Source organism: Lactobacillus corticis, assembly GCF_018327645.1.
In the GTDB taxonomy this organism is placed as follows: domain Bacteria; phylum Bacillota; class Bacilli; order Lactobacillales; family Lactobacillaceae; genus Lactobacillus; species Lactobacillus corticis.
In genome coordinates this window covers 14,539-40,867 of record NZ_BMAY01000001.1, presented here as the reverse complement: position 1 = coordinate 40,867, position 26,329 = coordinate 14,539, and the positions used below count along the sequence as shown (strand labels likewise).

General features: G+C 37.1%; 21 protein-coding genes. 17 read left to right on the top strand and 4 right to left on the bottom strand.

Translation table 11 applies throughout. The annotated features are described in order from the left end of the window. The first annotated feature begins 46 nt into the window (after window positions 1-46). The 11 genes from KI210_RS00170 (at window position 47) to KI210_RS00120 (ending at window position 13,738) form a co-directional block, all read left to right on the top strand. Window positions 47-1,747, top strand: a complete 1,701-nt coding sequence (locus tag KI210_RS00170) for an adenine deaminase C-terminal domain-containing protein (RefSeq protein ID WP_212779870.1) — start codon at window positions 47-49, stop codon at window positions 1,745-1,747. Between the two features lie 15 nt (window positions 1,748-1,762). After that, complete coding sequence (locus KI210_RS00165; protein WP_212779869.1) at window positions 1,763-2,674, top strand: nucleoside hydrolase; 912 nt, start codon at window positions 1,763-1,765, stop codon at window positions 2,672-2,674. Between the two features lie 112 nt (window positions 2,675-2,786). Next, entirely contained in the window at window positions 2,787-3,677 is an 891-nt protein-coding gene (locus KI210_RS00160; RefSeq protein WP_212779868.1) for a LysR family transcriptional regulator, read from the top strand. A 92-nt stretch (window positions 3,678-3,769) separates the two neighbouring features. Next, window positions 3,770-4,711, top strand: a complete 942-nt coding sequence (locus KI210_RS00155) for an NmrA family NAD(P)-binding protein (protein WP_212779867.1) — start codon at window positions 3,770-3,772, stop codon at window positions 4,709-4,711. A 12-nt stretch (window positions 4,712-4,723) separates the two neighbouring features. Then, a complete protein-coding gene (locus KI210_RS00150; RefSeq protein ID WP_212779866.1) occupies window positions 4,724-5,662 on the top strand; it encodes an NAD(P)H-binding protein in 939 nt (312 codons plus the stop codon). 776 nt (window positions 5,663-6,438) lie between these two features. Next, complete coding sequence (locus KI210_RS00145) at window positions 6,439-8,373, top strand: BglG family transcription antiterminator (RefSeq protein WP_212779865.1); 1,935 nt, start codon at window positions 6,439-6,441, stop codon at window positions 8,371-8,373. Further along, entirely contained in the window at window positions 8,363-8,800 is a 438-nt protein-coding gene (locus KI210_RS00140; RefSeq protein ID WP_212779864.1) for a PTS sugar transporter subunit IIA, read from the top strand. Before KI210_RS00145 ends, KI210_RS00140 begins: the two co-directional genes overlap by 11 nt. Before the next feature lie 19 nt (window positions 8,801-8,819). Beyond that, window positions 8,820-9,140: a PTS fructose transporter subunit IIB gene (locus tag KI210_RS00135; RefSeq protein ID WP_212779863.1), complete on the top strand. Its 321-nt coding sequence runs from the start codon at window positions 8,820-8,822 to the stop codon at window positions 9,138-9,140. A gap of 14 nt (window positions 9,141-9,154) precedes the next feature. Further along, window positions 9,155-10,282, top strand: coding sequence for a PTS fructose transporter subunit IIC (locus KI210_RS00130; RefSeq protein ID WP_212779862.1), 1,128 nt, complete (start codon window positions 9,155-9,157; stop codon window positions 10,280-10,282). 2 nt (window positions 10,283-10,284) lie between these two features. Continuing rightward, window positions 10,285-12,873: a glycoside hydrolase family 38 N-terminal domain-containing protein gene (locus tag KI210_RS00125; protein ID WP_212779861.1), complete on the top strand. Its 2,589-nt coding sequence runs from the start codon at window positions 10,285-10,287 to the stop codon at window positions 12,871-12,873. 1 nt (window position 12,874) lies between these two features. Beyond that, complete coding sequence (locus KI210_RS00120) at window positions 12,875-13,738, top strand: GRP family sugar transporter (protein ID WP_212779860.1); 864 nt, start codon at window positions 12,875-12,877, stop codon at window positions 13,736-13,738. A 259-nt stretch (window positions 13,739-13,997) separates the two neighbouring features. Here the strand turns inward: KI210_RS00120 and KI210_RS00115 are convergent, their stop codons facing one another. Next, window positions 13,998-15,194: an ATP synthase subunit B family protein gene (locus KI210_RS00115; protein WP_212779859.1), complete on the bottom strand. Its 1,197-nt coding sequence runs from the start codon at window positions 15,192-15,194 to the stop codon at window positions 13,998-14,000. Window positions 15,195-15,429: 235 nt separating this feature from the next. Between KI210_RS00115 and KI210_RS00110 the strand changes: the two genes are divergently transcribed. The 4 genes from KI210_RS00110 (at window position 15,430) to KI210_RS00095 (ending at window position 18,319) form a co-directional block, all read left to right on the top strand. Continuing rightward, the gene (locus tag KI210_RS00110) at window positions 15,430-16,098 is read left to right on the top strand and encodes a sunset domain-containing protein (protein ID WP_212779858.1); all 669 of its coding nucleotides are present in this window, start codon (window positions 15,430-15,432) and stop codon (window positions 16,096-16,098) included. Further along, window positions 16,098-16,946, top strand: a complete 849-nt coding sequence (locus tag KI210_RS00105; protein WP_212779857.1) for a DNA/RNA non-specific endonuclease — start codon at window positions 16,098-16,100, stop codon at window positions 16,944-16,946. Before KI210_RS00110 ends, KI210_RS00105 begins: the two co-directional genes overlap by 1 nt. A gap of 100 nt (window positions 16,947-17,046) precedes the next feature. Beyond that, entirely contained in the window at window positions 17,047-17,541 is a 495-nt protein-coding gene (locus KI210_RS09035) for a DUF6978 family protein (protein WP_246487289.1), read from the top strand. Further along, window positions 17,534-18,319 carry a DUF1828 domain-containing protein gene (locus KI210_RS00095; protein ID WP_212779856.1) on the top strand — a complete coding sequence of 262 codons (786 nt, stop codon included), beginning with the start codon at window positions 17,534-17,536 and terminating at the stop codon, window positions 18,317-18,319. The genes KI210_RS09035 and KI210_RS00095 overlap by 8 nt, the downstream gene beginning before the upstream one ends. A 39-nt stretch (window positions 18,320-18,358) precedes the next feature. On the opposite strand, the gene KI210_RS00090 is transcribed toward KI210_RS00095, so the two are convergent. The 3 genes from KI210_RS00090 to KI210_RS00080 all read right to left on the bottom strand — a co-directional run bounded on the left by KI210_RS00090 (window position 18,359) and on the right by KI210_RS00080 (window position 21,528). Continuing rightward, window positions 18,359-19,228 (bottom strand): ROK family protein, encoded by an 870-nt coding sequence (locus KI210_RS00090; protein ID WP_212779855.1) that lies wholly within the window; start codon window positions 19,226-19,228, stop codon window positions 18,359-18,361. 285 nt (window positions 19,229-19,513) lie between these two features. Then, entirely contained in the window at window positions 19,514-20,275 is a 762-nt protein-coding gene (locus KI210_RS00085) for a hypothetical protein (RefSeq protein WP_212779854.1), read from the bottom strand. After that, window positions 20,272-21,528: a hypothetical protein gene (locus tag KI210_RS00080; RefSeq protein ID WP_212779853.1), complete on the bottom strand. Its 1,257-nt coding sequence runs from the start codon at window positions 21,526-21,528 to the stop codon at window positions 20,272-20,274. Before KI210_RS00080 ends, KI210_RS00085 begins: the two co-directional genes overlap by 4 nt. Window positions 21,529-21,889: 361 nt before the next feature. On the opposite strand from KI210_RS00080, the gene cas3 reads away from it, so the two are divergent. Then, the gene (gene cas3 / locus KI210_RS00075; protein ID WP_212779852.1) at window positions 21,890-24,628 is read left to right on the top strand and encodes a CRISPR-associated helicase Cas3'; all 2,739 of its coding nucleotides are present in this window, start codon (window positions 21,890-21,892) and stop codon (window positions 24,626-24,628) included. Then, window positions 24,621-26,318 (top strand): type I-E CRISPR-associated protein Cse1/CasA, encoded by a 1,698-nt coding sequence (locus KI210_RS00070; protein WP_246487288.1) that lies wholly within the window; start codon window positions 24,621-24,623, stop codon window positions 26,316-26,318. The genes cas3 and KI210_RS00070 overlap by 8 nt, the downstream gene beginning before the upstream one ends. Window positions 26,319-26,329: the final 11 nt, after the last annotated feature.

The following is a 26,329-nucleotide window of genomic DNA, read 5'->3' as shown; positions in this document are numbered from 1 at the left end:
GTATTGGTGAGCCTAATTATTAGGCTCATTTTTATAGGAGAAAAAGATGACTCAAGTAGATTTATTGATCAAAAATGCTAATGTATATAATGTATTTTTGCGTAAGTTCATTAAAGAAGATATCAGTGTTAAGGATGGAAAATTCTATTGGGTTAAACCAAATCTAAATGAGGTGACTGCCAAACGTATTATTGACATGTCCGGCAAGTATATTACTCCTGGATTAGTGGATGCCCATATGCACATTGATAGTTCAATGACTACTCCGAAAAATATGGGGGAAGCTATTTTGAAATTTGGTACAACAACTATCATTGCAGATGACCATGAAATAGCAAATGTTGCAGGTTTGAGAGGCTTGAAAAAATTTATCAATGAACCTTCACCTGTTGATATATTTTTTGGTATTCCTTCTTCTGTTCCGTCAACCAACAAAGAAATGGAAACCACTGGCGGGGTAATTGGTGTTGCTGAAGTAAAAGAGCTTTTAAAAGATCCGAGAATTGTTTGCTTGGGCGAGGTCATGAATTTTAAGGACATGACTAGTAGTCAGGATACGCTTATAAAAAGGATCATTGCTACTTGTCGAAAAGAGCGTCCTACTCTTCCCTTAGAAGGACATATACCTGCCTATCATGATGAGGACCTAGCCAAAGTTTTGTTTGCAGGGGTCACAACGGATCATACTCAACAGACGGCTCAACTAGTTGATGAAAAAGTTCGCAACGGTATGTTTGTTGAAATTCAGAAAAAATCAATGCATCAAGATGTGATGGAAACAATTATTTCAAATGAATATTTTGAGCATGTTGCCCTTGTTACGGATGATTCGATGCCAGATACTCTCATGGAAGGACATTTAAATCAATTGGTAAGGGACGCAATTAGAATGGGGATGCGTCCTGAAGATGCAATATATATTTCTACCTACACTCCAGCCAGACATATGGGGTTATGGGACCGCGGTGCAATTGCTCCAGGACGGGTTGCTGATTTTATAATATTATCTGACTTAAATTCTTTTTCAATTGACTCAGTATATAAAAATGGTCATAAAGTTCATGATTTTCCAAAAGAAACTGATCAGTACGAATTCTCCGACAATTTAAATAATTCGGTTAAAGCTAGAAAACTCCGACTTAAAGATTTAGAGTTAAAAACTGACTTGGTTACGGATGGAACCGTAAATGCCAATATCATTCAACTCAATGAAGTGGGGACTTTTACAAATCATATAACTCGTAAAATAAAGGTTAAAAATGGTCAAGTCTGCTGGAAAGAAGCCGGTTTAGCTTTGATTTTTGTTCAAAATCGATACGATGCAGATGGTGGCATTAGTTTTGGCTTAGTCGATCGAGCAATTATAGGTGATGGCGCTGTCGGAGCAACTTGGTGCCATGATCATCACAATTTAATGGTTATGGGCACTAATTTGCAAGCCATGTTAAAGATTCAGCACAAATTGATTGATGAACAGGGCGGATATTATGCTGCAATTGGCGAAGAGATCGTATCTGGTACATCTTTACCGGTTGGTGGCGTAGTTAGCCGGGAACCTATTTCGGTTTTAGGCGAGAAGATTGCTGATGTTAGAAAGACCTTGCAAAAATTAGGGTATAAAAATACTAACGAAATTATGTCATTTTCGACTCTATCCTTGTTGGTTTCGCCGTCATTGAAAATTTCCGATAAGGGTATTTTCACAGTCAAAGATCAAGAGAAAGTTCCATTACTTTTTAGAAAATAGTCCTAGGAGTCGTTTATGAAAAAAATTCCAGTCATTATTAGTACAGATCCTGGTATTGATGATGCAGTGGCATTAACCATTGCATTAAATAGTCCTGAGGTAGATGTAAAATTAATTTGTCCCCTAGGTGGAAATGTTTCTTTGGAGAATACAACCCAAAATACTCTTAAGTTACTTACATTTTTAGGAAAAACAGTACCAGTTGTTAAAGGGAGTGCACATCCATTAATTAGAAAGCTGAAATTTGCTGCGAATGTTCATGGTGAAACAGGGATGGAAGGTTTTGCTTTTCCAAAGCCAACGATTGGAGTGCAAAAGGGCTTTGCTGTTGAGGCAATGCATCGAGTTGTAGCAAACAGTACTGAAAAGGTAACCTTAATAGGTATTGGGCCATTAACAGATATAGCCTTATTTATTCATAACTATCCGGCTGATTTAGAAAAAGTTGAGGAACTTATTCTAATGGGAGGTTGTTTGGGTAGAGGCAATTTCGGGGTTTTATCTGAGTTTAATTTTGGGTGTGATCCGGAAGCGGCTTCGATTGTAGTACATAGTGGGTTGAAGATAAAAATTGCACCAATGGAAGTTGGACGCCAAGCCAGAGTCTTGCCAAATATTTCTGAGAAAATTCGAAGGAATAGCAAATATGGTGAGATGTTTTACGCTTTGTTTAAGAAGTATCGGGGTGGATCATTTGCAACTGGACTGCATATCTATGACGCTTTGGCGATGGGGATGCTATTAAAACCTGAAATGTTTACGACAAAGGACACCTATTTAGAGATCGAAACTAAAGGGAAATACACTGCTGGAGCTTCTTTGTTTGACTTTAATAAATATTTGGGAGATTTCTCTCCAAATGTCACAGTTGCTACAGCGGTGGATGTAGAGGAATTTGAACGTTGGTTTGTTCAAAGCCTACAGTAGCTAATACAGAAAACAGTAAATTTTTTAAAGTCGATAATTTTATCGGCTTTTTTTCGTATTTAATTATTTTACTTTACAATGATGGTAGTAGAAGAAAATGATGGGGTTGCTTATGATATCATTGCAAAAATTGAAATATTTTATTGATGTAGTTGAACAAAAAAGCTTTACAAAAGCTGCCAAAAAGAATCATGTTGCTCAGACTAGCGTTAGTCAACAAATAAAAGAATTAGAAGATATATATAATTTTGAATTGATTAACAGAAAGTCATCACCGATCTCAGTAACTAGAGCAGGTCGAATTTTTTATCAATGGGCGAAAATAGTAATGAGCGATCTTGGCCAACTTGATCAGCAAATGGAAGAACTAAAACATGAAAATTTACAAATTGCCTATACTTCTTTTCAAGACTTGGGGTATTTAAATGCCATATTTGCAGAAATTCCTGAATATCAAGATAAAATTGAGGTAACTAAAGATGTAATGAGTAATTTAACTCCCGGTTTAAGAAGCGGAGTATATGATCTAGCGATTAGCTTTGATTCCGAATTTATTGATGACCCGGATATTAATACAATTCCCATTGTGTCTGGTTACTATATGGTGGGAATGAGAAAAGATCATCCGTTGGCTGAGCATGTTAGTGTAGACCTTAGTCAGGTTTGCGAATATCCAATAGTAATGATTAATCCAGGTAGTTTAGGAAAATCATATCAATTAATGGTAGATAGATTTAAAGACGAATCACAAGATTTTAAAATTGCTGAATTTGCTGATAATGTTGAAAGCGAATTATTTTTAATTCAACAAAAGCAATATATTGGCTTTTTCCCGGAAGGCTTTCCTATAAGTCTTGAAAATCCAAATCTTAAACTAGTAAAGATAAATAATTCCCCTCATAAATATGAGATTGCGTTAGCATACAATCGAAAGCATACGAAAAAAACTGAAAAATTACTAACTAAGATAAAAAAAGTTGCTTGTGATAGGTTTAACCAATGAGCTAAGAGGTTATCCATGTTTAACAAGATAAGCGCTTTCATTTACTATTGTGATAGATAGTGAAATATTTAATAAGGATGGAGGCACTTATTATGACGAAATATATTTTAACAGGCGTGGATGGAAATTTAGGAAGTCAAGCAGCATTAGATTTAATTAAGTTAACTGACAAATCCAATTTGATTTTTTGCGGGTATTCAAGTGAAAATCTTAAAAAGTATACCGAGATGGGTATAGATACACGTCAAGCAGATTTTAATCATATAGAGGGATTAGCTGAGAAGTTTGCAGATGGTGATGTACTAGCTTTGGTATCAATGCCATTTGTTGGTGAAAAACGACAAAAAGCACATAAAAATGTAATTGATGCTGCTAAAGCTGCAGGAGTGAAGAAAATAATATACACTTCATTGGTAAATGCAGGAGACTCAACCAATCCTAGTAAAGAGAAAATAGATCATGCTTTTACGGAAAACTATATTAAGTCCAGTGGTCTCGACTTTATTTTCCTTCGTAATTCTCAATATGCAGAAGCAATGATTACTAATTATTTTACGTTCGTCAAAAATGGTGGTGTCCTAATGAATAATCAGGGCGATGGAAAAATGGCCTATATCTCACGAAAAGACTGTGCTAAAGCTGTTGCGTATGCTTTGTTGGCAGATGATCTTCATTATCAAGTTTTGAATATTAACGGTAAAGACTTAATGACTATTTCTCAATTTATTGAAATCGGTAATAAGGCTACTGGTAATCATGTCACTTACAAAGAAGTAACTGATGAAGAAGACTACGCAATTTTTGATAAGATGGGTGTACCAAGAACGACAGAAGGAAAATTTCAAAAACACTCAGAAGCTCCTTTTAGTTCAGAAGGCATGGTTACTTTTGGACAAGCAATAAGAGAAAATAAGATGAGTATGCATACTGAAGATTTTAAGAAACTGACCGGTTCAGAACCAATTTCTGTTGAATATATGTTTGAACATAGTGAAGATTATCAAATTGGTGATCGCCATTCTTTAGATGAATAAGGAAATAGGATTATGAAGAAAATTGTAGTAAACGGTGTTGATGGTAATTTTGGAAAACTTGTTGTCGAGAACGTTTTAAAGTTAGTTCCAAAAGAAGAATTGATATTCACGGCTCCACGAGCTGATCGTCTTGAAAAATACAAAAGAATGGGTATTGAGACAGCAGTAGCAGATTTTAACTCACCAAAAAATCTGGTGGATATTTATCAAAATGCCGATAAAGTTTTATTGATATCGATGCCTTTTGTTGGCGAAAAAAGAAGACGTGCACACAAGAACTTTGTTGACGCATGTGTTAAAGCTCATGTTGGACAAGTAATTTATACATCAGTTTTATCTGCAGGAAATCCGTTTAATCCAAGTATTGAAAATGCTGACCATGGTTATACTGAAGCAATCATTCAAAATACTGATTTGGATTATATCATTTTAAGGAACTCTCTGTTTGCTGAAGCTTTTATTACTGATTACTTTAGAGCAGTGGAAGGTAATGAAAGTAGTATTGAAAAGAATATGGGAGACGGACGAGTATGGTTTATTTCTCGTAGAGATGCTGCTTTAAGTGCGGCATGTGCACTTAATAATGATTTACTTCACCGATCAGTGTTAAATATTAATGGATGTGAACCTTTTACCTACCAAGATTTTCTTGATGTAGCAAATGAAGTCACTGGAAACAAGATCAGCTATGTGCGAAAGACTGACGATGAACTTTACGAATATTTTGACAGTATTGGTGTTCCAAGAAATACTGATGGAGACTTTTCTAAGAGTCCTATTAAGGCAACGTCAGAAGGTATGGTTACCTTTGGAACAACAGTAAGAGAAGGGTATTTAGATGTCCCTGTTAGTGACTTTGTAAAATTGACTGGTCATCATCAAATAACAGTCAAATATATGTTTGAACATGAAAAAGATTTTCAACTAGGTGATCGTCATCCTACTGAATAAGTGTGGCTCACTGTCAAATCCTGTTGATGGCGATTAACCGCTAAGAATCGTATAGAGCTAAAACTCTATGCGATTTTTCTGTCCTTGATGATATTTTAGTCTAGGTGAAATTCATCTTCTTAGGAGATCTTGATGGTCTGGTTCCCACTTAAGTGGGTTCGACTTGGCTATTTCTAGGAACGATTGTTGCGAATTTAACAATAAAAAAGTAACACCTATTCGAATAAACGATTGAGCATGATAACTCTTAAAAGTTAAAAATACCAATTGCAGTGCCAGTATGAACAGTATCGGTCTAAATTAACAAGAAGAAAAGTACAATATGAATCTGAAGCCACTTGAAATTTAGTTTAAATCTGAAGCTAATACATCCCCTCCTAAGATAACTGTACGTATAGAGAAAATATATTCTGATGTTATCGGCAAGCTTACTAGTGCAAGTCTTGAAGTTGGGCTTTTTGCAAATCATGATTAAGATTGTATTTCTTACTATAAAGTCACAACTAAATAATAAAGATTATTGAAAAGGTATCCTCAATAAACCATAGGTGTGGATGCCTTTTTGATTACTTTTTTGAGCGCTTGATCAAGAATGACAAAATTCGTATACAATATCAATTGTTTTGTTATTAGAAATCAAAGAAATTAAAACATTAATGGGTGTAGTAAAAAGAGTTATACCTAAAATTTCCACAATAATGTAGACAATGAAAGCGTTGTCATCGGAAGGACGTTTGCCTATGATAAGAATTGTAAGAGGAATAGGAGGTGTATAGATGGATATTAATTCAAGACAAATTCAATTAATAAAATTACTTTTAGGAACATCCAATACCACCGCCAAGAAGTTAGCCGACTGTTTATCGGTTTCTACTAAGACCATATATAAAGATCTTAAGCATCTAGAACCATATCTAAAACAAAATAATATAGCAATTTCAGTCCAACCTAGAAAAGGCATAAAAGTTAACGCTAATGGTCTAGATACCGAAAAATTCTTTACAGGATTGAATTCAAAAAACTCAAGTATTCCAAATAATAATCATGAAAGGGAACAATATATTCTAGTAAAGCTTATTACTGAAAAAGGATTTATTTCGGTGGACCAAATTGCAGCAGAATTGTATATCAGTCCCAAAACCATAATAAGGAATTTAGATTCCATAGATATGAAGTTGAAAGAGTCAGGACTGAAAGTTGATCGAGTTCCTAGTAAAGGACTCAGAATAAAAGGAAGTGAGGTTGCAAAAAGAAGAGAACTATTTAAGTTAATAAATAACTCTTTAAATAATAGTTATTCCTTTTTAGATAACTGGGAATTTAACAATAGACTATTGAATAACAAGTTTATAGATTATTCCTTAGTCGTGCAGATTAACTCTACTCTGAAAGAATTTGAACAGCAATATGGTTTAAAGCTTAATTATTATAATTTTCAATCACTACTTGTTCACCTAGTTATTGCAGTTGAAAGAATCAAATCTGGTCACTATATTCAGGACAAGCATGACAGTTTCTTGAAGAAAATTGGAAATAAAAATTTAGATCAAGCAAAGGCACTCGCCAATCTAGTTGAAAAGGGTGTCGGAGTAAAGGTTCCTCATGATGAAATCAAATTTATTCAAATGCATTTGATTGCGGCCTCGACTACTGGAATAAAGCTAAGTAGTAACCGCTCTGATTATCCACAATTTAAAGAGTTAAAAAGTCTAGTAAAAGATTTTGGCTATGACAGTGCTTTGCTTGAAGGTTTACATGTTCATCTTTCTTCGGCTATTAAAAGACTAAAAGTTCATGTTGGAATTTATAATCCCTACACCGCGGAAATAAAGAAGAATTATCCGAGAGCTTTTGAACAAGCGTTAGTAATCTGTAATTTTTACGAGAAGAAATACAAAATAAAGTTCAATCAAGATGAAGTTGCTTATATTGCATTGCATTTTGAGGCCTTTATTGAAAGACAAAGACAACTAAAAGGTAAAACAAAGGTCATCATAGTTTGTACAACTGGGTTAGGCTCCGCTCAATTGTTAGCGGCAATACTTAGAAAAAAATTCCCAGATATAAAAATTGAAGCAGTTCTTTCCGCGGAAGAAGTTGAAGAAGCAGATTTAAGGGATATTGATCTAATTATCTCAACTATCAATATTGAGATAAAAGATGTCAATATCGTAGTTGTACCCCCTATTATTGATGATTCGGATATAAGACGAATTAAAAAGAAGATTTCCAATATACGGGACAATAACGAAAAGAAGAATAGAGACTTTTTAAGTTTGATTAATCCTCAAATAATACTTACTCATTCTAATGCTGAAACTCCGAAGCAAGTTATTGAACAACTTGGAAACTTGCTAATATTGCATGGCTTTGCTAATGAAGGGATCGTTGCCAGTTCATTGAAACGAGAAAAAGTTTCATTTACAAGCTATAAAAATTACGCAATCCCTCATGCTGCACCGTCTTTAGTTAAAAAAAGTGCTATTGCTATCTGTACTCTAGATAAGCCAATCGTTTGGGGACAGAGTCTAACTTCAATTGTTTTCTTTTTAGCGATGAGCAAACGAATAAAGCAGGAGAGTATCGAAAATGTTTTTGATGCGTTTTATAACCTTGTTTCAAATGAAAGTGAATTAAAAAAATTAGTTCAATTAAACAATTCAGCAGACATAGTCGCTGAAATAGAAAGGTATGTGAAAAATGGCAATTAATTTGGACAAAAAACTGATTAAGTTTGATCTAGATGCTAAAGATAGAAAGGATGTGATAAATCAATTAGCTGATTTATACGTCACTAGAGGAATCGTAAGAGATAAAAACAAATATTTAGATTCTGTCGAATTTAGAGAAATGCAAGGAACAACAGGTGTAGGAGACGGTATAGCAATTCCTCATGGACAAACGAATACCGTAACGAAGTCCTCAATAGCTATAGCGGAACTAAGGCATTCTGTAGAATGGAATTCTTTAGATGGCAAACCAGTAAAATTTGTTTTCTTATTGGCAATACCTGAAGGAGGGAGTAAGGAACATTTGAAAATTTTATCAGAGGTAGCTGGAGATTTAATGGATGGCAAGGTTAGAGAACGACTTCGAAAAGCAAAAAGTGCTGAAGATTTATTAACTTTGTTTGATTAAAGAGTAAGGAGTAAGAATTATGGCTAGAAAATTAATTGCAGTAACGGCTTGTACAACTGGTGTAGCACACACATACATGGCGGAAAAAGCTTTGATAAATGCAGCTAAAGAAATGGGAGTTTTGATTAAAGTTGAAACTCAAGGAGCTACTGGGATTGGACACAAATTAACCCCTAAAGATTGTCAAATTGGTGAAGCAGTGATTTTTGCCACAGATACACAAGTTAGAGAAAGAGATAGATTTAAAGGAAAGAAGATTTTACAGGTAGGCGTTAGTGATCCAATTAAAGATGCTAAAAAAGTTATTAATAAAGCCTTAGCAATGGTAGATGGAAAATAGAAAGAGGAATTATCATGGATGCAAAAAAAATAGGTAAGACTCTTGAAAAGCATATTATGACAGGGATTTCTTATATGATTCCATTAATCATTACTGGTGCTGTCTTGATGGCTATAAGTCGTGTAGGAGCATCATTCTTTGGAATTAATAATATTTGGGATGCAAAATGGGCAACCGCTAACAACTGGTTTGTGCAATTCCTGCATACTGATGATGGGTGGGGTAGCCTAGCATTAGGTATGATGTTTCCAGTAATTTCTGCCTATATTTCATACTCAATTGCGGATAAAGGGGGTATTGTTCCTGGCTTAGTCAGTGGTCTTTTGGTTGCAAACATGAATGCAGGTTTCTTAGGAGCACTAGCATCTGGTTTGATTGCAGGTTATACTGTTAAGCTTTTGGTAAAATACATTCATCTTCCGGAAGCTGCTAAGTCAGTATTACCAATCTTTATTGTGCCAGTAGTCGGCTCGTTAGTTACATTATTGTTAATTCAATATGTCATTGGTGTGCCATTTGCTCAAATCAATGTAGGTTTGTCAAACTGGTTAAAGGGCCTAACTGGTACAAACAAGATCCTTTTAGCCGCTATTATTGGTGGAATGGTCGGCTTCGACTTGGGTGGCCCTGTTAACAAGGCTGCCGTTACTACGGCTATGGCATTATTAACTAGCGGTGTCTATGATCCAAATACTGCTGCTCAAATTTCAATTATCATTCCACCACTAGGATTAGGTTTAGCTACATTTATTCAAAAGAAAAAGTTTAGTAAGGATTTAAGAGAAGCTGGACAAGCTTCACTTGTAATGGGGTTAATTGGTGTTAGTGAAGGTGCGATACCTTTCGCTGTTGAAAAGCCTCTAACAATTATTCCTATTAACGTTATTGGTTGTGCTATCGGTTCTGCATTGGGCGTTGGACTTGGTGCAGTTAACCGTGCTCCAATCTCGGGCTTTTACGGATGGTTTGCCGTTCAAAATTGGTGGTGGTATATTTTTGCTATTGCTGTAGGCACTTTGGTTGTTACCGGGTTAACTTTATTGACTAGACAGCCAGTTTCTGATGAAACCGAAAACAATAAGGTTGAGGATCAACAAGAAACTGATAATAACTATTTCTCAGAAGATGATTGGGAGAATTAGAAATGGTTGCAGACGTTACAATCGTAAATCATACACATTGGGATAGAGAATGGTATTTTTCTGATCAAGATTCAATAACTTTGAGTGCTATTTTATTTAAAAACGTGATTAATGAACTAGAGGCTCATCCCCAGGCAACGTTTACTCTTGATGGACAAATTTCAATTCTTACAGATTTTTTAACAGTTGAACCTGACATGAAAAGTCGGGTTGAAAAGCTAGTAAATAATGGTCAACTACAAATCGGTCCTTGGTATACTCAGTCAGATGCTTTACATACACAAGGTGAATCAATACTCAGAAACGGAATAATTGGTAAACTTCTTTCCGATAGAATCGGCAAAAGAATGGAGGTGGGATATTTACCTGATACTTTTGGGTTTAACAGCCAATTACCAGTTATTCTGAATCAACTAGGATTAAAAAACTTTATCTTTTGGAGAGGTATCGATTTTAAAAAAACACATGGCTTTTATTTCAATTGGGAAAGCTTAGGCGGGGCTTCATCTGTTGAAGTTGCTAACATGCCTCAAGGCTATTCTACTGGTAAACAACTTGATGCTACTAACGACTATGTTAAGAACAGATTGGATAAAGCTATTGACTTTATTGAGCATAACTCTCCAGAAAAGCCAAAAAATATTTTAATTCCTAGTGGGAATGATCAGATGAACATTATCCGTTCTATTAATTCAAAGATAGATAAAATTAATAAAATGGGTATGTATCAATATGAACTTGGCAATTTTCAAGACTTTTTTGATAAGGTTAATTATAAAAATTTATATACTTACAAGGGAGAATTTAGAAGTCCGATTTTAGCTAGAATTCACTTGACATGTGGATCCAGTCGAATGGATACTAAATTATCCATGGCAAGACTAGAAGAAAAATTGATCAACCTTGTTGAACCATTAATGGCAATTGCAAAATCAACCGGTATAGACATTGACAATGGTCTGTTAATTCAAGCTTGGAAGAAGTTGCTTGAAAGCCAAGCTCATGATAGTACTGCAGGTAGTGTGGTTGATTCAGTAAATGATGATATATTGCATAGATTGAAACAAGCAAATCAATTAGCCGATGGAATAATAAATACGGTTGAAAAGTTGCTCTCGCTAAAATTGGATCTATCAGATAAACAAGTATTGGTTTTCAATCCTTTGTCTAAAGAGCAGTATTCAAATGTAAAAGTAAAGATTATTAGTCAATCACAATTTGTTAAATTTGATGATGTTGAAAATCAGATACTAATAAATCAGGAATATATTCCTAAGAGGTCACATGCTTTGAAGGAACAAATTGATGGTGATCACGATGTGGAAGAACCTAGTTACTATATAAGTGAATATGTGGTAAAGACTAAATTACCTAGTTTGGGCTACAAAGTCCTTTCTTTTAAAGAAACAAAACAAATACCTTTACTACAGAAAACTCAAGATAACTTTATTGAAGGTGAAGGTTGGAAAATCACTTTTGAAAATGGTCAAGTAAACCTTCAATGGGGGCAAAAAAATATCAAACAAGTGATAAGTTTGGTTGATGACGGAAATGAGGGGGATTGCTACGATTTCTCACCTGTAAGTTCTGATCCAATAGTTATTAAAATGCAAGAGGCTAAGGTATTTAAAGGTAATGATTATCAGGAAATGCAGATTTTTAGTAATTATAAATTACCTAAAAATCTGAAAGAGAGAGAAGTAGGCATAACTTCTCAATATGAACCTATCAAGATAATCCTTAGAGTAGTTAACAATACATTGGATATTCACATTGAAATTGAAAATAAAGTCCTAGATCATAGGATAAGATTATGTGTAAATAGTGGCTTTTCTGAACTTAATAATAATATTGCTTCTGTACCATTTGGTTTCTTAGAAAGAGAAAATCAAAAAATTCCAGATGATTGGCAGAATCACTACTCTGAAAAACCGGTAAATATTTCACCTCTGGATAATAATGTTACCATTGGAAAACAAAATAAATACGTGACCGTTTATTCAAACACATGTAAAGAATATGCTCAAAAAGATGGGATATTGTTATTTACATTGTTGGCTACTACAGGTCAACTAGGTAAGTCGAATCTGAATTACAGACCTGGTAGAGCTTCAGGCGACACTACTAAAGTGGGACATTCTATGATTTCTACTCCTAAAGCGGAATTGCTTAAGAAACTAACTTATGACTTTGTTGTTGTATTTTCAAGTACATTAAACCAACAATCTATAGCTAAAATAGCAGAACAATTGAAATTTAGACCACTTGCTTATCAGTCACAAAAATATAATTTGTTCTTGAATAGGTTAGATAATAAGCTTCAAGATGATTTAGTTGACAAGGAAGCCTTATCTACTGAAAAGTCATTGATTAAATTGCCAGAAAACGTTGTTGTTTCAGCCTGTTATAAGGGATTCTTTGAACAAAATGCGCTTGTAATTAGAGTTGAAAATCCGACGGATAAATCAGTTGCATTCAAATTGAATAAAAATCAAGTTGCAGTAAATGCCTTAGAGAAGCAAATAGATTATTGTGGTTCAATTTCTCCATATGATGTTTTAACGATCTTAAATAAAGATTTCTTTAAATAAAATGCTTATAAACAATTTTTTAATTGCATTATTGCCTGCAATAGGTTGGGGAAGTCAGGCCATTCTGATGCAGATATTTGGTGGTAGCTTTGAAAACAAAGTTGTAGGTATTTCCTGGACTGTTTTACTAGCATCAATCATATCTATGTTTGTTCACTCCCCTAATTATTCTTTCAATCTAATATTTGGCTCCAGTTTGTGCGGATTATTCTGGTCTATAGGGATGCTACTACAAGTAAAAAGTTTTGATCTTGTAGGTATTTCTACTGCAATGCCTATTAGCACAGGCGGTCAAATCTTAGGTACTGCAATTATCAGTGCAATATTCTTCCATGAATGGACAACTTGGAAACAGTGGATATTTGGAATTCTTTCATTAGTAATAATTTCAATTGGAATAGTGACTATTTCTAAAAGGAAAAATAATAATCATTCTGGTAAAGAGCTAAAGCAAGGATTAATTTATTTATTTGTTTCGACCTTGGGACTTATTGGATATGCCATAATTCCTACAGTATTCAAGTTAAATATTTCTGATATGATTTTTCCGCAAGGAGTCTCAATATTTTTATTCATCACGCTCTTCACATTATTTAAAAACAAAGATATTCTGTTCTCTCGGTTTACAATAAAAAATATGGTAACAGGCTTATTTTTTGAATTAGGAAATTTGAGTATTCTACTTTCAATGGAAGTGAATGGCGTGGCAGTGGGTTACACCTTTTCACAATTAAATGTAGTAATTTCCACATTAGGCGGGTTAATGATATTAAAAGAAAGCAGATATAAAGATGATATAAAACGAAAGATTTTAGCCTTAATATTTATTACTTTAGGGGCAATAGTGATGGGCCTAACCGTATAAATAGCTAATTTGAGCATAAAAAGGCGAAGAAAGTCTTCTAATAAAAATATTACGTCTGAAAAAGAACAGATAACAATAGTCCAAAGCCTTAGATGTCAAATCCTGTTGATGGCGATTAACCGCTAAGAAGAGTTGAAAAAATGCCAAAACAACAAAATCCTATTAAATCTTGGTATTGATAAACCTTGATTTAATAGGATTTTTGCTTTGAATTGAAGTCAAAATTTAACTCAATCCGATTTTGATCCATATATTCTTTTTATCCAAAAACAATACTAGAAAAACTTCCATCTGATCCACGGACAATACTGGTAAAACCCCCATCCGGGTTTCTGTAAATGCCAGTTGGTAAGTTTGAATTTTGTATGTTAGTCAAATCTGATTTAGTTTGTCCATGATCTGATACAGCATTAGTTGAGTTGTTTGGATTTGAAGTATCAAATTCTTTGTCGCTCTTTGCCTTCATTTCATCAGCTTCCTGTTGAGCTTTTGCCATAGCCTTGTCAATATCTTTCTGAGCCTGATCTACTTCAGCTTCGGCTTTATCGATAGAGGATTGCGACTCTTTAACAGCTTGATTAACATTATCTTTAACCTTTTTACCGAAATTGGAATCTACTGACATTTTCCATTTTCCGTCTTGGTAATGGTAGATTGCATTATATTTGTTTGGACCTTCATAGAATAAAACGTCGCCTTCTTTTGGATTGGGGATGCCAGCTTCATCAGGCAAGACGCTGCTGTAGTAATTAGTAGTACCATCTTCTGAAACTTGTGAAGTGTACTTTGGCTTTTCAGTGCTGTTTTTTGAGCTAGCTGAACTTGAAACAGCTGACGATTGTTTGCTTGAACTTGAAGTGTTTGAGCTTTGGTTAGTGCTGCTAGTTTGTGAGTTGTTTACAGTTTTCTTATTTACAACTGCCGTTTTCTTGGCAGGCTTTTTAACAACCTTTTTCTTAGTAGTTTTCTTGTTACTTACTTTTTTAGCACTCTTAGCTTTCTTGGTTGACTTAGCCTTCTTCTTGCTAGTTACCTTTTTAGTGCTCTTAGCCTTCTTGGCTGACGTAACCTTTTTCTTGTTACTTACTTTTTTAGCACTCTTGGCTTTCTTGATTGACTTAGTCTTCTTGCTAGTTACTTTTTTAGCACTCTTGGCCTTCTTGGTTGACTTAGTCTTCTTGCTAGTTACCTTTTTAGCACTCTTGGCCTTCTTAGTAGACTTAGCCTTTTTCTTGCTAATTACCTTTTTAGTGCTCTTGGCTTTCTTAGTTGACTTAGCCTTCTTCTTGCTTACAGTCTTTTTAGTTGACTTTTTCTTTTTAGAAAGCTTAGTTTTTTTCGCTTTCTTAGTTATGACTTTAGCTTCAACAATTGAGTCAGTGTTTTGACCCGAAACAAATGCCCCTGTTGAAAAAAGCATAAGGGCAGAGGTAAATATCGCAAAGATCTTCTTCATATTCTTACTCCCGATCTTCTATTACAAACTACTTTTTGCTGCAACATAGTCGATGCAGCTCCTCCAACATGATCTTTTTAGCTGAGTAAAAAATGATCATGCATAAAATTTTACTCTTTTGAGGAATTCGGCTCAAGATGTATTTAGTTATTACCCATCTTTCAGATCAGCAATCCATTATTATATAATATTCATGCATATACTAATAAACCGATGAATGAAATGGTGGAGTGCTATGGAACCAAATTCGCATAATTGGCAAACTATCCTGAAGGTATTAGAGTGGGTCCTATTTTGGTATTGGTTGATCCCATATTATTTCTTCAAGAAAATTGCCTTCAAGACTAGCAAACACAAGGTACTGTGGTCGTCAATTTTCTCTGTGTTTGTCATTTTAATGATGATCGGAATAGTGGGCAATTCTGGTGGGAATTCCGGCGGCAATTCCGATGAAAAAGCTGTCAAAACCAGCCACAAGCCCCAGGTCCATTATGTGACCAAGAAGGTTGGGCAAAAACGGCTTAGCCAGGCCCAATCGCAGCAGAAAGTATTGGAAAAAGAAGAAGCGAAGAAGCAAAGCGAATATGACAAGCTGGCTGCTGCTTTGGTCGCTGCTAAGAAAAAACAAGCTAAGGCTGAATCATCGCAAAAAGCTGCGGCAGCTGCCTATAGCCGTTCGGTTAAAGCTAATGCAGATACTACTTACAGCAAGCGTACAAGCCGTTCAAACAACTACCGTGGTAACATGAACACCGCTGACAGTAAGAAGATTGTCGGCAATTCTCGCAGCAAGATTTATCACGTGCCTGGTCAATCGGGCTACCGGATGAATTCCAAGAATGCCGTCTACTTCAATAGTGAAAAGGAAGCCCAGGCTGCGGGTTATAGAAAGGCGTTAAGATAATGAAGAGAAAATTTTCAGTTATCGTTTCAAGCATTTTAGTGCTGCTGTCCTTGACGACTTTTTCCGATACCTACAATCTAACCCAGGTCGTTGATGCCAAAATCAAGACCGTTATCAAGTACGACAAGGCTCCGTTAAAAAAGGCCAAGTCCATCGAGGCGGAGAATAAGGAAACGGAGCAGCACATTCGCAAGCTTGATCAAAAGATTAAAAAGCTGCGACTGAAGCTCAAGAAATATTCGGGGGCTCATGCCGTTGAATCGGTTAGTGAGCAAAAGCTGGCAAGTTTAAGTTACTCCGGTCAGGACGTAATTACGGTTAATAACAACGATCCTAACTTTACGCAAGCTGATTTAACTACCAGTCACGGAGCTTGGCAAAAGTATGGCAATCTGGATTCGCTGAACCGGGTAACGGCTGCTAATGCTTTGCTTAATAAGTCTTTGATGCCGACGGCGCAGCGTGAACCACTGACAATTAATCCGACGGGCTGGCACAATAAACGAATTGCTAGTGGCTGGCTATATAACCGTTGTCACTTGATTGGTTATCAGCTAACGGGCCAGAACAACAACTGGAAAAACTTAATGACTGGTACAAGACAGTTGAATGACCCCGATATGCTGCGGTATGAAGATGAGGTTGCCGATTATATTAAGGAAAGCAGCAGCAATTATGTCCGCTACCGGGTGACGCCAGTATTTAGAGGCAATGAATTGCTGGCACGGGGCGTAGAAATGGAAGCCCAATCAGTCGGATCAAATACCGTTCACTTTAATGTTTATATCTTTAATGTCCAACCTGGCGTGAAATTGAATTACGCCGATGGGACCAGTAGGGTTGGATAGCAGCAAGGAAAGAATAACAGCACCAGGGATGACCTGATGCTGTTTTTGGATGGATTTTATAGGTATAATAATAAAACATAATATTTGAGGGGAAGTAAAAATGAATAACAATAATGACGAATTGACTATGGAAGAAATTAATGAGTTGATTGAGGCTGAAAAAAATCCAAATTCAATTTTAGACTTCAAAGACATTTTGGACCAAGTAAACCAAAATTTGGTTTTCAGTTCACATAGCTACAGGTGTAAAGTAGTAGATAAGAAGAGAAAAATATTATACGATTTACAAGTCCATGAAACACCGCTGGATACTGTTTTCAGTGTCGGTTTAATGTTTGAAGAAAATAAACGGCATCTTGTTAGGCTCGATTTTGGTCCTAACATTAGACATACAAATAACATTGGTACAGAACAAGAGACCGTAATAATTGGCTCCCATGCCCATTTCAATAGCGATTCAGGAAAGTATTCGCCTAAAAATGTAGTACCAATTGCAGATCTTTCGGAATTCAAAAATCTCTATCGTATTAGAGAAGTAGTAAACAAATTTATCAAATATACAAATATTAAAATTGGAGGTGCTGACGATGACTAAAGCAAGTTTGCTTGAAAATGAATACTACAAATGGTTGAAAAAAGAACTGGTTTTTGAAGATGCCAACCAAAATTATGTCGCAATTAGCACACCATTTTTTGATTCAAATTTTGACAATATAAACTTGTATGCCAAATTCATCGATGAACAACACATTGAAATTTCTGATTTTGGCTTCACCAGAGCATTACTGGAAGATTCCGGCATCAAAATTAATAAGCGTTCAAAGAAAGGCCAGATATTTTATGATACTTTGAAAAATTTTGGAATAAGTCAAGATGATGAAGCTCTGGTAATTAGAACTACGTTGGAAAACTTTCCTAAGGCCAAGAATCGCCTGTTTCAAGGTGTCATGAGAATTAATGATCTAGTTTACATGACCAAGGGGAACATTACTGAGGCATTTGTTGAAATTGTTTCTGAGTTTTTAGCAGAGAACAACATTTATAACACCCCAAATATAGAAATCGCAAGTCAGGATGGAATTTCAGCTCACTTTGACTTTTCGATTCCCAGCAATTCTGGCAAGGAAAAACTCGTAAAAACATCTGCTCGTCCAAACGATCTAAATTTAGCCAAAGTGTTCAATTTTGATGTAAAGGCAACTTCAGCAGTGAGAGATGCTACCTTTGTATATTTATTAGATGATACGAGGAGTAAAACCTCGACCAAAAGTAGTATCAGAGAAGCTGCGTTAACAGGTATTGAGGCAAATACAGCGGTTGTCTCCAGTTTTTCTGAAATAAAAAAGGCAAATAACATACTAGTCAATAACTAATAACAGCACCAGGGATGACCTGATGCTGTTTTTGGATTATTAGCGGCTAGCTTCAAAATCTGCGATTGCGCCAAGCAGGTTAGCTTGATTTTTATATTGGCATACGTCAACTACCGGATCCAGTGTGGTGATATCAACGCTGGATCTTATTTTTTCAATTTCGGCTTTAATTAGGCCCAGCAGTTCAGGATTGGCGGAAACCCCGCCACCGATAATGATTTTTTCAGGATCAAAAGCATGCTGCAGGTTATAAATGGTCACTGCCAGGGCGTGGATCATCTTGTCGCGTTCCTCCTTAGCAATCTGATCGCCTTGATGAGCCAGGTCAAAAATTTCTTTGCCGTTGAGCTCTTGCCCAGTCCGCTGATTGTACTGCTTGACCATGCTGATAGTGGCAGCTGCCTGACTGAGCGTTTGTCCATCGCTGGTTAGCATAAAGCCGAATTCGCCGCCAAACAGGTGAGCCCCATGCCAAATCTTCTGGTTGATGATCACGCATCCCCCAACGCCGGTTCCAATTACTAGAAAAATTAAACTATTGCAGCCTTTGCCTGCACCGAAGCGGAGTTCTGCCAAGCCGGCACAATTTGCGTCGTTTTCTAACGTAACCGGCAGACCCAGGCGCTGTTCAAGTTCATCTTGAATCTTAAAGTTGTGGATGTAGGGCAGGGCACTGGCTCCTTCAATTACGCCGGTCTTTTTGTTTACAGCTCCAGGCGTTGAGATCGCAATGCCCTTGATTGTAGGATATTTTTCTTTGGCACTGGCTGCTTTGTCAGTCAGGATTTGGTAAAAATCGTTAAGTGTCCTTGGCGTTTGCACTGAACCAAAATCAAGCAATTCTTGCTTTTTCCAGATTGCAAACTTGATGCTGGTTCCGCCGACGTCAATTGCGAGTAAATCTGTCATCGTCCTGCCTCCTTGGTATTTCTAGGTTAATCTTAGGCGTTTTTATGAAGAAAAGCATTAGGGTGAGGAATGCATGTAAACGATTTTTATATCATGCGAGTACAATGAAAAATACTACTAAAATGAATTATTTTTATCAAAGCATCATTTGTGTGAGTATTATATTTAACAAAAATCTCTTGCAGCTTTGATAAGGAAAAGTGAGCTGAGTTTATCAGCACGGAGTTAGAAAATTTTAGTAAACAAAAACGTCGCAAGTGCGACGTTTTTTTCTTTAGCCAAAAGCTATTTAATTAGTTCAGGCAACATATCGAAGCGGTGTTTCAGAATATCGGTGTATTTCTGCAGCATCCAATCACTACGGAATCCATAATCTGGATTTTCTGTTAACAAATCAGTGTTTTGCAAATCGTTTAACGTTTGTGGGGTTAGGCACCTGTTGAGCATCTCAAGCAGTTTGACAGTGTTTTTGACCTCTCGCCGGGCAGCACGAGCAGCTTTTCCAAGTTCAAGCAATTGGTTTTTTTGGTTATCGCTTAAACCATCAACTTTTTCTAACTCTAGGATGTGCAAATAATCTTGTAAAACTACTCCATCTAATTTGTCTTGAGCGTGTTTATATCGGTCCAAGAGATTTGAGTCGAGACAGGACATTATAGTATTGATAGCAGAAATCAGCGATTCTTGATCAACTTGATTTTTGCCTAAAAGGGACTGCAACAATTGCTGTTTAAGCATCAGCGAATCATAAGTAAGCGTATCTTGCTTGTGGTAATACAATTTTCGAGGCTGAGTGCTAGGCTGAGTGCCAGAAAAGGCAACCATGGATAAATTTTCTCTCTTTTTGTGGTGGCTGCCCTTCGAAGCAAGATTAATTCCAAAATGTTCCTTGATTGTCGCAATGACAGTGTCGACATTGTTCGAATTGAAAATGAATTTCTGGTTATCGTCTAATTGCTCGATGTCAGTCCATTTTCCATCTTTTGTAAAACAGAGCCTGAGATTATTGGGGCTCTTCTGGTAAATTGCAACAAATTTTTGATTCATGAAGCTACCTCCTTAATAGTCGATTTTTTAATAACGTATTGCATCCTTAGGTAGAGAGCAATTGAAACTAACATGTGAACGGTCATGCCGAGCCCGAACATCAAAATTATGTTACCGAGGGATGCTGAGAAAATGCCTTTAACAAAAGCTAGATAAGCAATGCCATAGTAAACTACATTCACGACAAGACTAATTATTAAACTGTTCCAAGTTTTTCCATTAGCAATAAAGACAGCATCAATCATAGCTGAAATAGCATAGCACAAATAAAACGGCATAATTGCAGTCAGAATTTCCTGTACCTGGCTTGCAGTCGGCGAAGATAAGATATATTTGGCAAAGGGTTGCCAAGTAGGATAAGAGATTAGCCAGCAGATAACGGTTAAAGTGACGCCTAACCAAGCTGCTTTTGGCACCTTAGTCAGTTTTTTCTTCTGAATAACTAATCCCATTGCCAGTATTGGCTGAAGCAAAAAGCCCCAAATAATATTGTTGGCGGTCCAATAAGCACCCATGTTGCCAACGTGCGAGATTATTCTAACAACGGCCAGGGCATAAACCAAATTATCTAATAGCACGCTGATCCCGCTAAAGAGACCCAGTCGTACCCAAGTAAGGCCGAAGTGGCATAAATCGTTTAAATTTACGGGTCTTCTTGTAGCTGACTTTTCCGCGGTGAAAAAGAATCCGATTAGGAGCGCAGCCATTACCGCATTTACTAAGGTGTCTCCCCAAGCTGAGCCCAGATCACCAAATTTCGGGATTAAGATTAAATCAGATACGGCATAGCCAAAGGTTTTAGCAATAGTTGCAAAAATAATGGCTTTTTTCCAACCTGAAATGGTGCACCATAAAATACCCAAACTAACCATGAAGCCGAAAATCATGGCAAGGCACTCGAGAGTCAGGTAAGAGGCAGCATTAGCTTGGCCCATAAATGTCGAAATTTTGCTGATGTTAAAGGCGGTAATTACCATGAATGCACAGTAAACCAGCAAAGCTGAAAGTGCTACGTACTTTCCAAACTTTTTTCTCTTGCCCACATCTTTTAGCAGAAAATAAAGCGGCGTCAGGAGAAAAGCTTGAATAGTTTCGTCGATCAGATCAAACCACTCCATACTGCCAAAAATATCTAAGTTCCCACCCGTTTTTCCGGCTACGGCTGTACGAACAGTCGTATAAATTGTCGGTAATATCAGCCAACCCAATAGGGCAAAGAAAAGTTTTAAATCGCTGAGATCTCGCTTTTTCATGGTGTTTCTCCTCAAAAGAGTTTCGAATGATTAGCATTGCTTGTAGCACTTCTAGTATAGAATATAAGCGGAAATAATGAAACCGATTACAATTATATAAGGGGTGAGAAAAATTTTGAAGCTTAGGTTATTCGCCCAATTGCACTACCGGTGTTAAGTGCTACATGATCTCGGATTGAAAAAGTCACTAGCTCCCTTTGATGTGAACCCCAAAATTTGGAAAAATAATGGCTACCTGATTACGATTAATGGGACCACTTAATTTGAAAAAAATAATAAATTAACTGTTGCTTTTTATAACAAAACGAGTAATATTATTTTTGTAAACAAAAGATATGAATGAAATTTAGAAAGGAGCAAGATGAATGCAAGTGAATTATCTCCATTAGCTAAATCGTTGTGGGGTAAAAAAGACAATAGTGGGAAAGAGTCTTGGCTGCCATTGGTTATCCACCTGGTCGATACGGGAAATACTATCTGCTGGCTCTATAACCATTGGCTGAATGAAGGCCAAAAAAGCATAATCCAAGGCAGCCTGCCAGAGGACGAAATTCAAAAGCTGATCCGTTTCTTAGGCATGGCTCATGATATAGGAAAGGCAACGCCGGCGTTTCAAACCAAAAGTTCGTATGATCATAATGAAGGTTTGGACAATGAATTAATTGAACGCCTCAATCGTGAAGGGTTTGCTGAGCTCAGCAAAGGAGCTTTGGCTAATCCCGGAAAATCACCTCATTCAATTGCGGGTGAAGTTTTAATGAGACGATGGGGGCTAAATGATTCGGTTGCCTCGCTTGTTGGAGGACATCATGGAAAGCCTTGTGATCTACCGCCAATTCAACAATTTATAGAGTATCGTGCTAATTATCAGCAAGCTGACAGAAATGCTGAGATTCAAAAGCCGTGGGAAACAGTTCAAGATGAACTGCGTGATTTTATCCTCAGCTGCTCTGGCTATTCCGATGTCAAAGAGGTACCTGAAATTACGCAGCCACAAGCGGTTTTGCTAGAGGGGCTGCTGATTATGGCCGACTGGTTGGCTTCATGTACTTATCTAAATGATGATGGATCCAAGCCAATGTTTACCCTTATTCCTCTTGATAAGGGCGTTGACGACATCGATACTACTCAGCGTTTTCGTACTGCTATTAGTACTTGGGTTGAAAATGATCAATGGGTCCCAGAAAAAATAACAGATATAGCTGATTATTATCGACAAATGTGGGATTTCGATCCGCGACCAACGCAAGAAAAGATGTCCTCAGCAATCGGTCATATGGTTAATCCAGGTATTTCTATTGTGGAAGCACCAATGGGTATCGGCAAAACTGAAATAGCGCTAACAGCTGTTCAACAATTAGCTTTTAAGACTGGCCGCACTGGCATGTATGTTGGCTTGCCAACTCAGGCAACCACGAATGCAATGTTTGACCGGGTAACGGAGTGGCTGCAAACAATTTCTCAAGAAGAGGGCTTGAAGACCAATATTAAATTGATGCATGGAAAAGCTCAATTTAATGAAAATTACACCAAGTTGCCTAAGGCTCAAAATATTACTGAAGGTGGATCCGTTACTGTAAATGGCTGGTTTTCAGGGAAAAAATCGATTCTCGCAGATTTTTCAATAGGTACTATCGATGGCCTGTTGCAAATGAGTTTGAAGCAAAAGCATTTGGTGCTGAAACATCTCGGATTCAGTGGCAAGATTGTGGTAATTGACGAGGTGCATGCCTACGACGTTTACATGCAAAGCTATTTGAAAAAAGCACTTGAGTGGCTTGGTGCCTATCATGTACCAGTAATTGCTTTATCTGCAACGTTGCCGACTGAAGAACGTAAGCAGTTGCTTGAAGCCTATGCACGTGGTAAGTATGGCAAAGTCGATTTGCAAGCTGAAAATCCAGATTGGAGCAGTAATCAAGGTTATCCGTTGTTAACCTTATTGGATGGACAAAAAGTAATACAGGTAGATGATTTTTCAGTTCCTGATAAAACGACCAAAGTTGCGGTTACCAGGTTAGCCGGTGATGAAGCAGCTATTGCTAAAAAAGCAGTAAATTTGATCCGCCATGGCGGCTGTGCCGGCATCATTGTTAACACAGTCAAGCGAGCGCAAAAGATTGCAGCAGAAATTCCCGATGATATCCCGACCATGATTCTTCATTCCAGTTTTCTGGCAACAGATCGAACTAAGAAAGAACAAGAGCTGATCAAGAAAATTGGTAAAAAAGGCCGTCGTCCGGATAAACTCATCGTGGTTGGAACCCAGGTTTTGGAACAGTCCCTCGATATCGATTTTGATGTTCTAATAACCGATATTGCACCAATGGATTTGCTGTTGCAGCGGGTTGGAAGGCTGCATCGTCATAAAATAAACCGTCCGCTTGATTTAGAAAATGCTCAGCTGTTTGTCACTGGAATTGAACCTGATGGATATGGCAGGGCAAATGAACTGATTTACAGTAAGTATCTTTTACAAAAAACCGATCATTTTCTGCCTGACACTATTACTTTGCCAACTGACATCTCAAATTTAGTTCAGCAAGTGTATAGTTCAAAGACCGATGCTGAATTTGCAGACCTCACAACTGCAAAGGAAGAATTTGAGGATCATCAAGCTGTCGAAAAACGCAAGGCCAAAACTTTCCAGATAAAGCCGCCTAAACCAAAGCGCGATCTTCATGGATGGTTAAAGGATTCTAAAATTGGCGTAGACAAGGATGACCAGATGGGAGAAGCTGCTGTTCGCGATATTACGCCAACAGTTGAGGTTATTTTGCTTAAAAAAGCAGATGATGGCTATCTTATGCTAAACGGTCAGCCGATAAAAGACTTTGCCAACGAAAAAATTAACAAAGAAATTTCACAGCAGGTGGTCAGACTGCCCGTTGCAATTTCTGAACCATTAAGGGAAGTAATCCCCAAATTAGAGGAATTGACCTATCGAGAATTCCCAGAATGGCAGAACAGTGTCTGGCTAAGACAAAGCTTAGTCTTGCTGTTAGATAAAAATAATGCAACTTGCTTCAATGATAAGTGGCAAATTAATTACTCAAGTAAATTGGGTTTAAGTTATGAAAAGGAGGAAGAAGATGGATGAAACTTTCAATCTAGTGACTCAACCTTGGATTCAAGTCCTGAATCGGGAATATCAAACTCAAAAAGTTTCATTAAAAGAGCTTTTTGAAAATTCCAGTGAATATCTTCAACTTGCTGGAGAAATGAAAGCGCAAGATGTAGCAGTGTTACGCTTTTTGCTGAGTCTGCTTCTTACGGTTTATTCTCGCTATGATGCTAGTGGAGAAGCTTATGACTGGCTTGAACTTGATAATCAAATGCGGGTCCAAGATGTTGATCAGGATGAGTATGATGAAAACAACCTACTTAATACCTGGAAAAATTTGAAAAAACAAAATGGATTTTCGCCAATTTTGTTTGATTATTTAAGCAAATACGAAAATAAATTTGACCTGTTGAGTCAGGAAGAACCATTTTGGCAAGTATCTGAAACAATTTATGACAGTCTGGTGCCAGCCAAAAATAGTGTAGCTAGTGGCAAGGGAACAGTGGGAATTCGGCAAATAAATCGGAGGATTTCCGAAAGTGCCCATACACCAGACGTCTTTTCACCCAAAGCAGGTGAATATAAAGATGATATTAGTTTAGATGAGTTGGCTAGATGGATCATTACTTACCAGAATTACGCCGGTACTTCTGATAAGACCAAAGTAAATGCCAAAGGTAAATTTTCTATTGAACCAGGCTGGTTATACCGACTGAATACCGTTTTCGCAGAAGGCAAAAATTTATTTGAAACGCTATTGCTAAATCTTTCTTTGCTTACGCCAAACAGTGAAGATGAATACCGGGTTCAGCACCCATTTTGGGAGTATGACAATATAAAGGAATATATTGTTAAGCGAATGAAAGCTGTCCAGCCAGATAATCTAGCCGAGCTATACACGCTTTGGGCACGGGTTTTACACATTAAATGGCAGGATGGCAAGCCAGTAATTTTCACTGCAGGACTGACTAAGGTGGAAAATATTGAAGCGTTTATTGAACCGATGACTACCTGGAAAATAGCTGGAACCAAGAAAAAGCCAGAAATCAGACCGGCAATGCGCTGGATAAAAGCAGATCCTAAAGCAATGTGGCGTAATTTTGGTTCTTACGTCAAAGTCAACAGTGATGGGGCGGAATATGAACCTGGTATTGTTACCTGGCTCCGCAAGTTGAAGGCGCATGGAGTGCTGCCGCTTGACTATATGGTTCATTTGACGGCGGCTGGCCTGATTAGCGATGGTAACGCCACTTCTCAAAGCCCGGCAGCCGAATTCTATGACAACATGGAAATCAGAGCAGGGGTTATCTTTGATGAGGACCCAGAAGCTGCTTCTTATTGGCCAGGAAGAATTGAGGATGTTGTTGAATTTACTCAAAAAGCAGGCTCAATTTATTGGGGATTTGCTCGTCGAATTGCTGAACTTCGAGGAATTGATACATCATCCGAATTCGCCAGCCACTGGGCAGGGACTTTGTATGAAAGGCTGAATGAACCTTTTGAAGCTTGGTTGTCAGGCCTGACTAATGATGAAGAACGTGATCCTGAAATTAAAAAGTGGAAGGATGAATTAAAGCAGATCGTTTTGCAGGCTGGGGATGATTTGATGGCAACTGCCACACCAAGTGACATCAAAGGTAAGGCCGGCGATGATCAGATTCAAAATATTTTTACTGTTCAGAGAAGCTTCAGAATTGGCTTAAACAAGCTGTATAAAACAAATTAAGGGAGGAGTTG

Excerpts from the sequence above, each read along its gene's own strand:
- KI210_RS00170 (WP_212779870.1), top strand. The coding sequence starts at position 47 with ATGACTCAAGTAGATTTATTGATCAAAAATGCTAATGTATATAATGTA.
- KI210_RS00165 (WP_212779869.1), top strand. The coding sequence starts at position 1,763 with ATGAAAAAAATTCCAGTCATTATTAGTACAGATCCTGGTATTGATGAT.
- KI210_RS00160 (WP_212779868.1), top strand. The coding sequence starts at position 2,787 with ATGATATCATTGCAAAAATTGAAATATTTTATTGATGTAGTTGAACAA.
- KI210_RS00155 (WP_212779867.1), top strand. The coding sequence starts at position 3,770 with ATGACGAAATATATTTTAACAGGCGTGGATGGAAATTTAGGAAGTCAA.
- KI210_RS00150 (WP_212779866.1), top strand. The coding sequence starts at position 4,724 with ATGAAGAAAATTGTAGTAAACGGTGTTGATGGTAATTTTGGAAAACTT.
- KI210_RS00145 (WP_212779865.1), top strand. The coding sequence starts at position 6,439 with ATGGATATTAATTCAAGACAAATTCAATTAATAAAATTACTTTTAGGA.
- KI210_RS00140 (WP_212779864.1), top strand. The coding sequence starts at position 8,363 with ATGGCAATTAATTTGGACAAAAAACTGATTAAGTTTGATCTAGATGCT.
- KI210_RS00135 (WP_212779863.1), top strand. The coding sequence starts at position 8,820 with ATGGCTAGAAAATTAATTGCAGTAACGGCTTGTACAACTGGTGTAGCA.
- KI210_RS00130 (WP_212779862.1), top strand. The coding sequence starts at position 9,155 with ATGGATGCAAAAAAAATAGGTAAGACTCTTGAAAAGCATATTATGACA.
- KI210_RS00125 (WP_212779861.1), top strand. The coding sequence starts at position 10,285 with ATGGTTGCAGACGTTACAATCGTAAATCATACACATTGGGATAGAGAA.
- KI210_RS00120 (WP_212779860.1), top strand. The coding sequence starts at position 12,875 with ATGCTTATAAACAATTTTTTAATTGCATTATTGCCTGCAATAGGTTGG.
- KI210_RS00115 (WP_212779859.1), bottom strand. The coding sequence starts at position 15,194 with ATGAAGAAGATCTTTGCGATATTTACCTCTGCCCTTATGCTTTTTTCA.
- KI210_RS00110 (WP_212779858.1), top strand. The coding sequence starts at position 15,430 with ATGGAACCAAATTCGCATAATTGGCAAACTATCCTGAAGGTATTAGAG.
- KI210_RS00105 (WP_212779857.1), top strand. The coding sequence starts at position 16,098 with ATGAAGAGAAAATTTTCAGTTATCGTTTCAAGCATTTTAGTGCTGCTG.
- KI210_RS09035 (WP_246487289.1), top strand. The coding sequence starts at position 17,047 with ATGAATAACAATAATGACGAATTGACTATGGAAGAAATTAATGAGTTG.
- KI210_RS00095 (WP_212779856.1), top strand. The coding sequence starts at position 17,534 with ATGACTAAAGCAAGTTTGCTTGAAAATGAATACTACAAATGGTTGAAA.
- KI210_RS00090 (WP_212779855.1), bottom strand. The coding sequence starts at position 19,228 with ATGACAGATTTACTCGCAATTGACGTCGGCGGAACCAGCATCAAGTTT.
- KI210_RS00085 (WP_212779854.1), bottom strand. The coding sequence starts at position 20,275 with ATGAATCAAAAATTTGTTGCAATTTACCAGAAGAGCCCCAATAATCTC.
- KI210_RS00080 (WP_212779853.1), bottom strand. The coding sequence starts at position 21,528 with ATGAAAAAGCGAGATCTCAGCGATTTAAAACTTTTCTTTGCCCTATTG.
- cas3 (WP_212779852.1), top strand. The coding sequence starts at position 21,890 with ATGAATGCAAGTGAATTATCTCCATTAGCTAAATCGTTGTGGGGTAAA.
- KI210_RS00070 (WP_246487288.1), top strand. The coding sequence starts at position 24,621 with ATGGATGAAACTTTCAATCTAGTGACTCAACCTTGGATTCAAGTCCTG.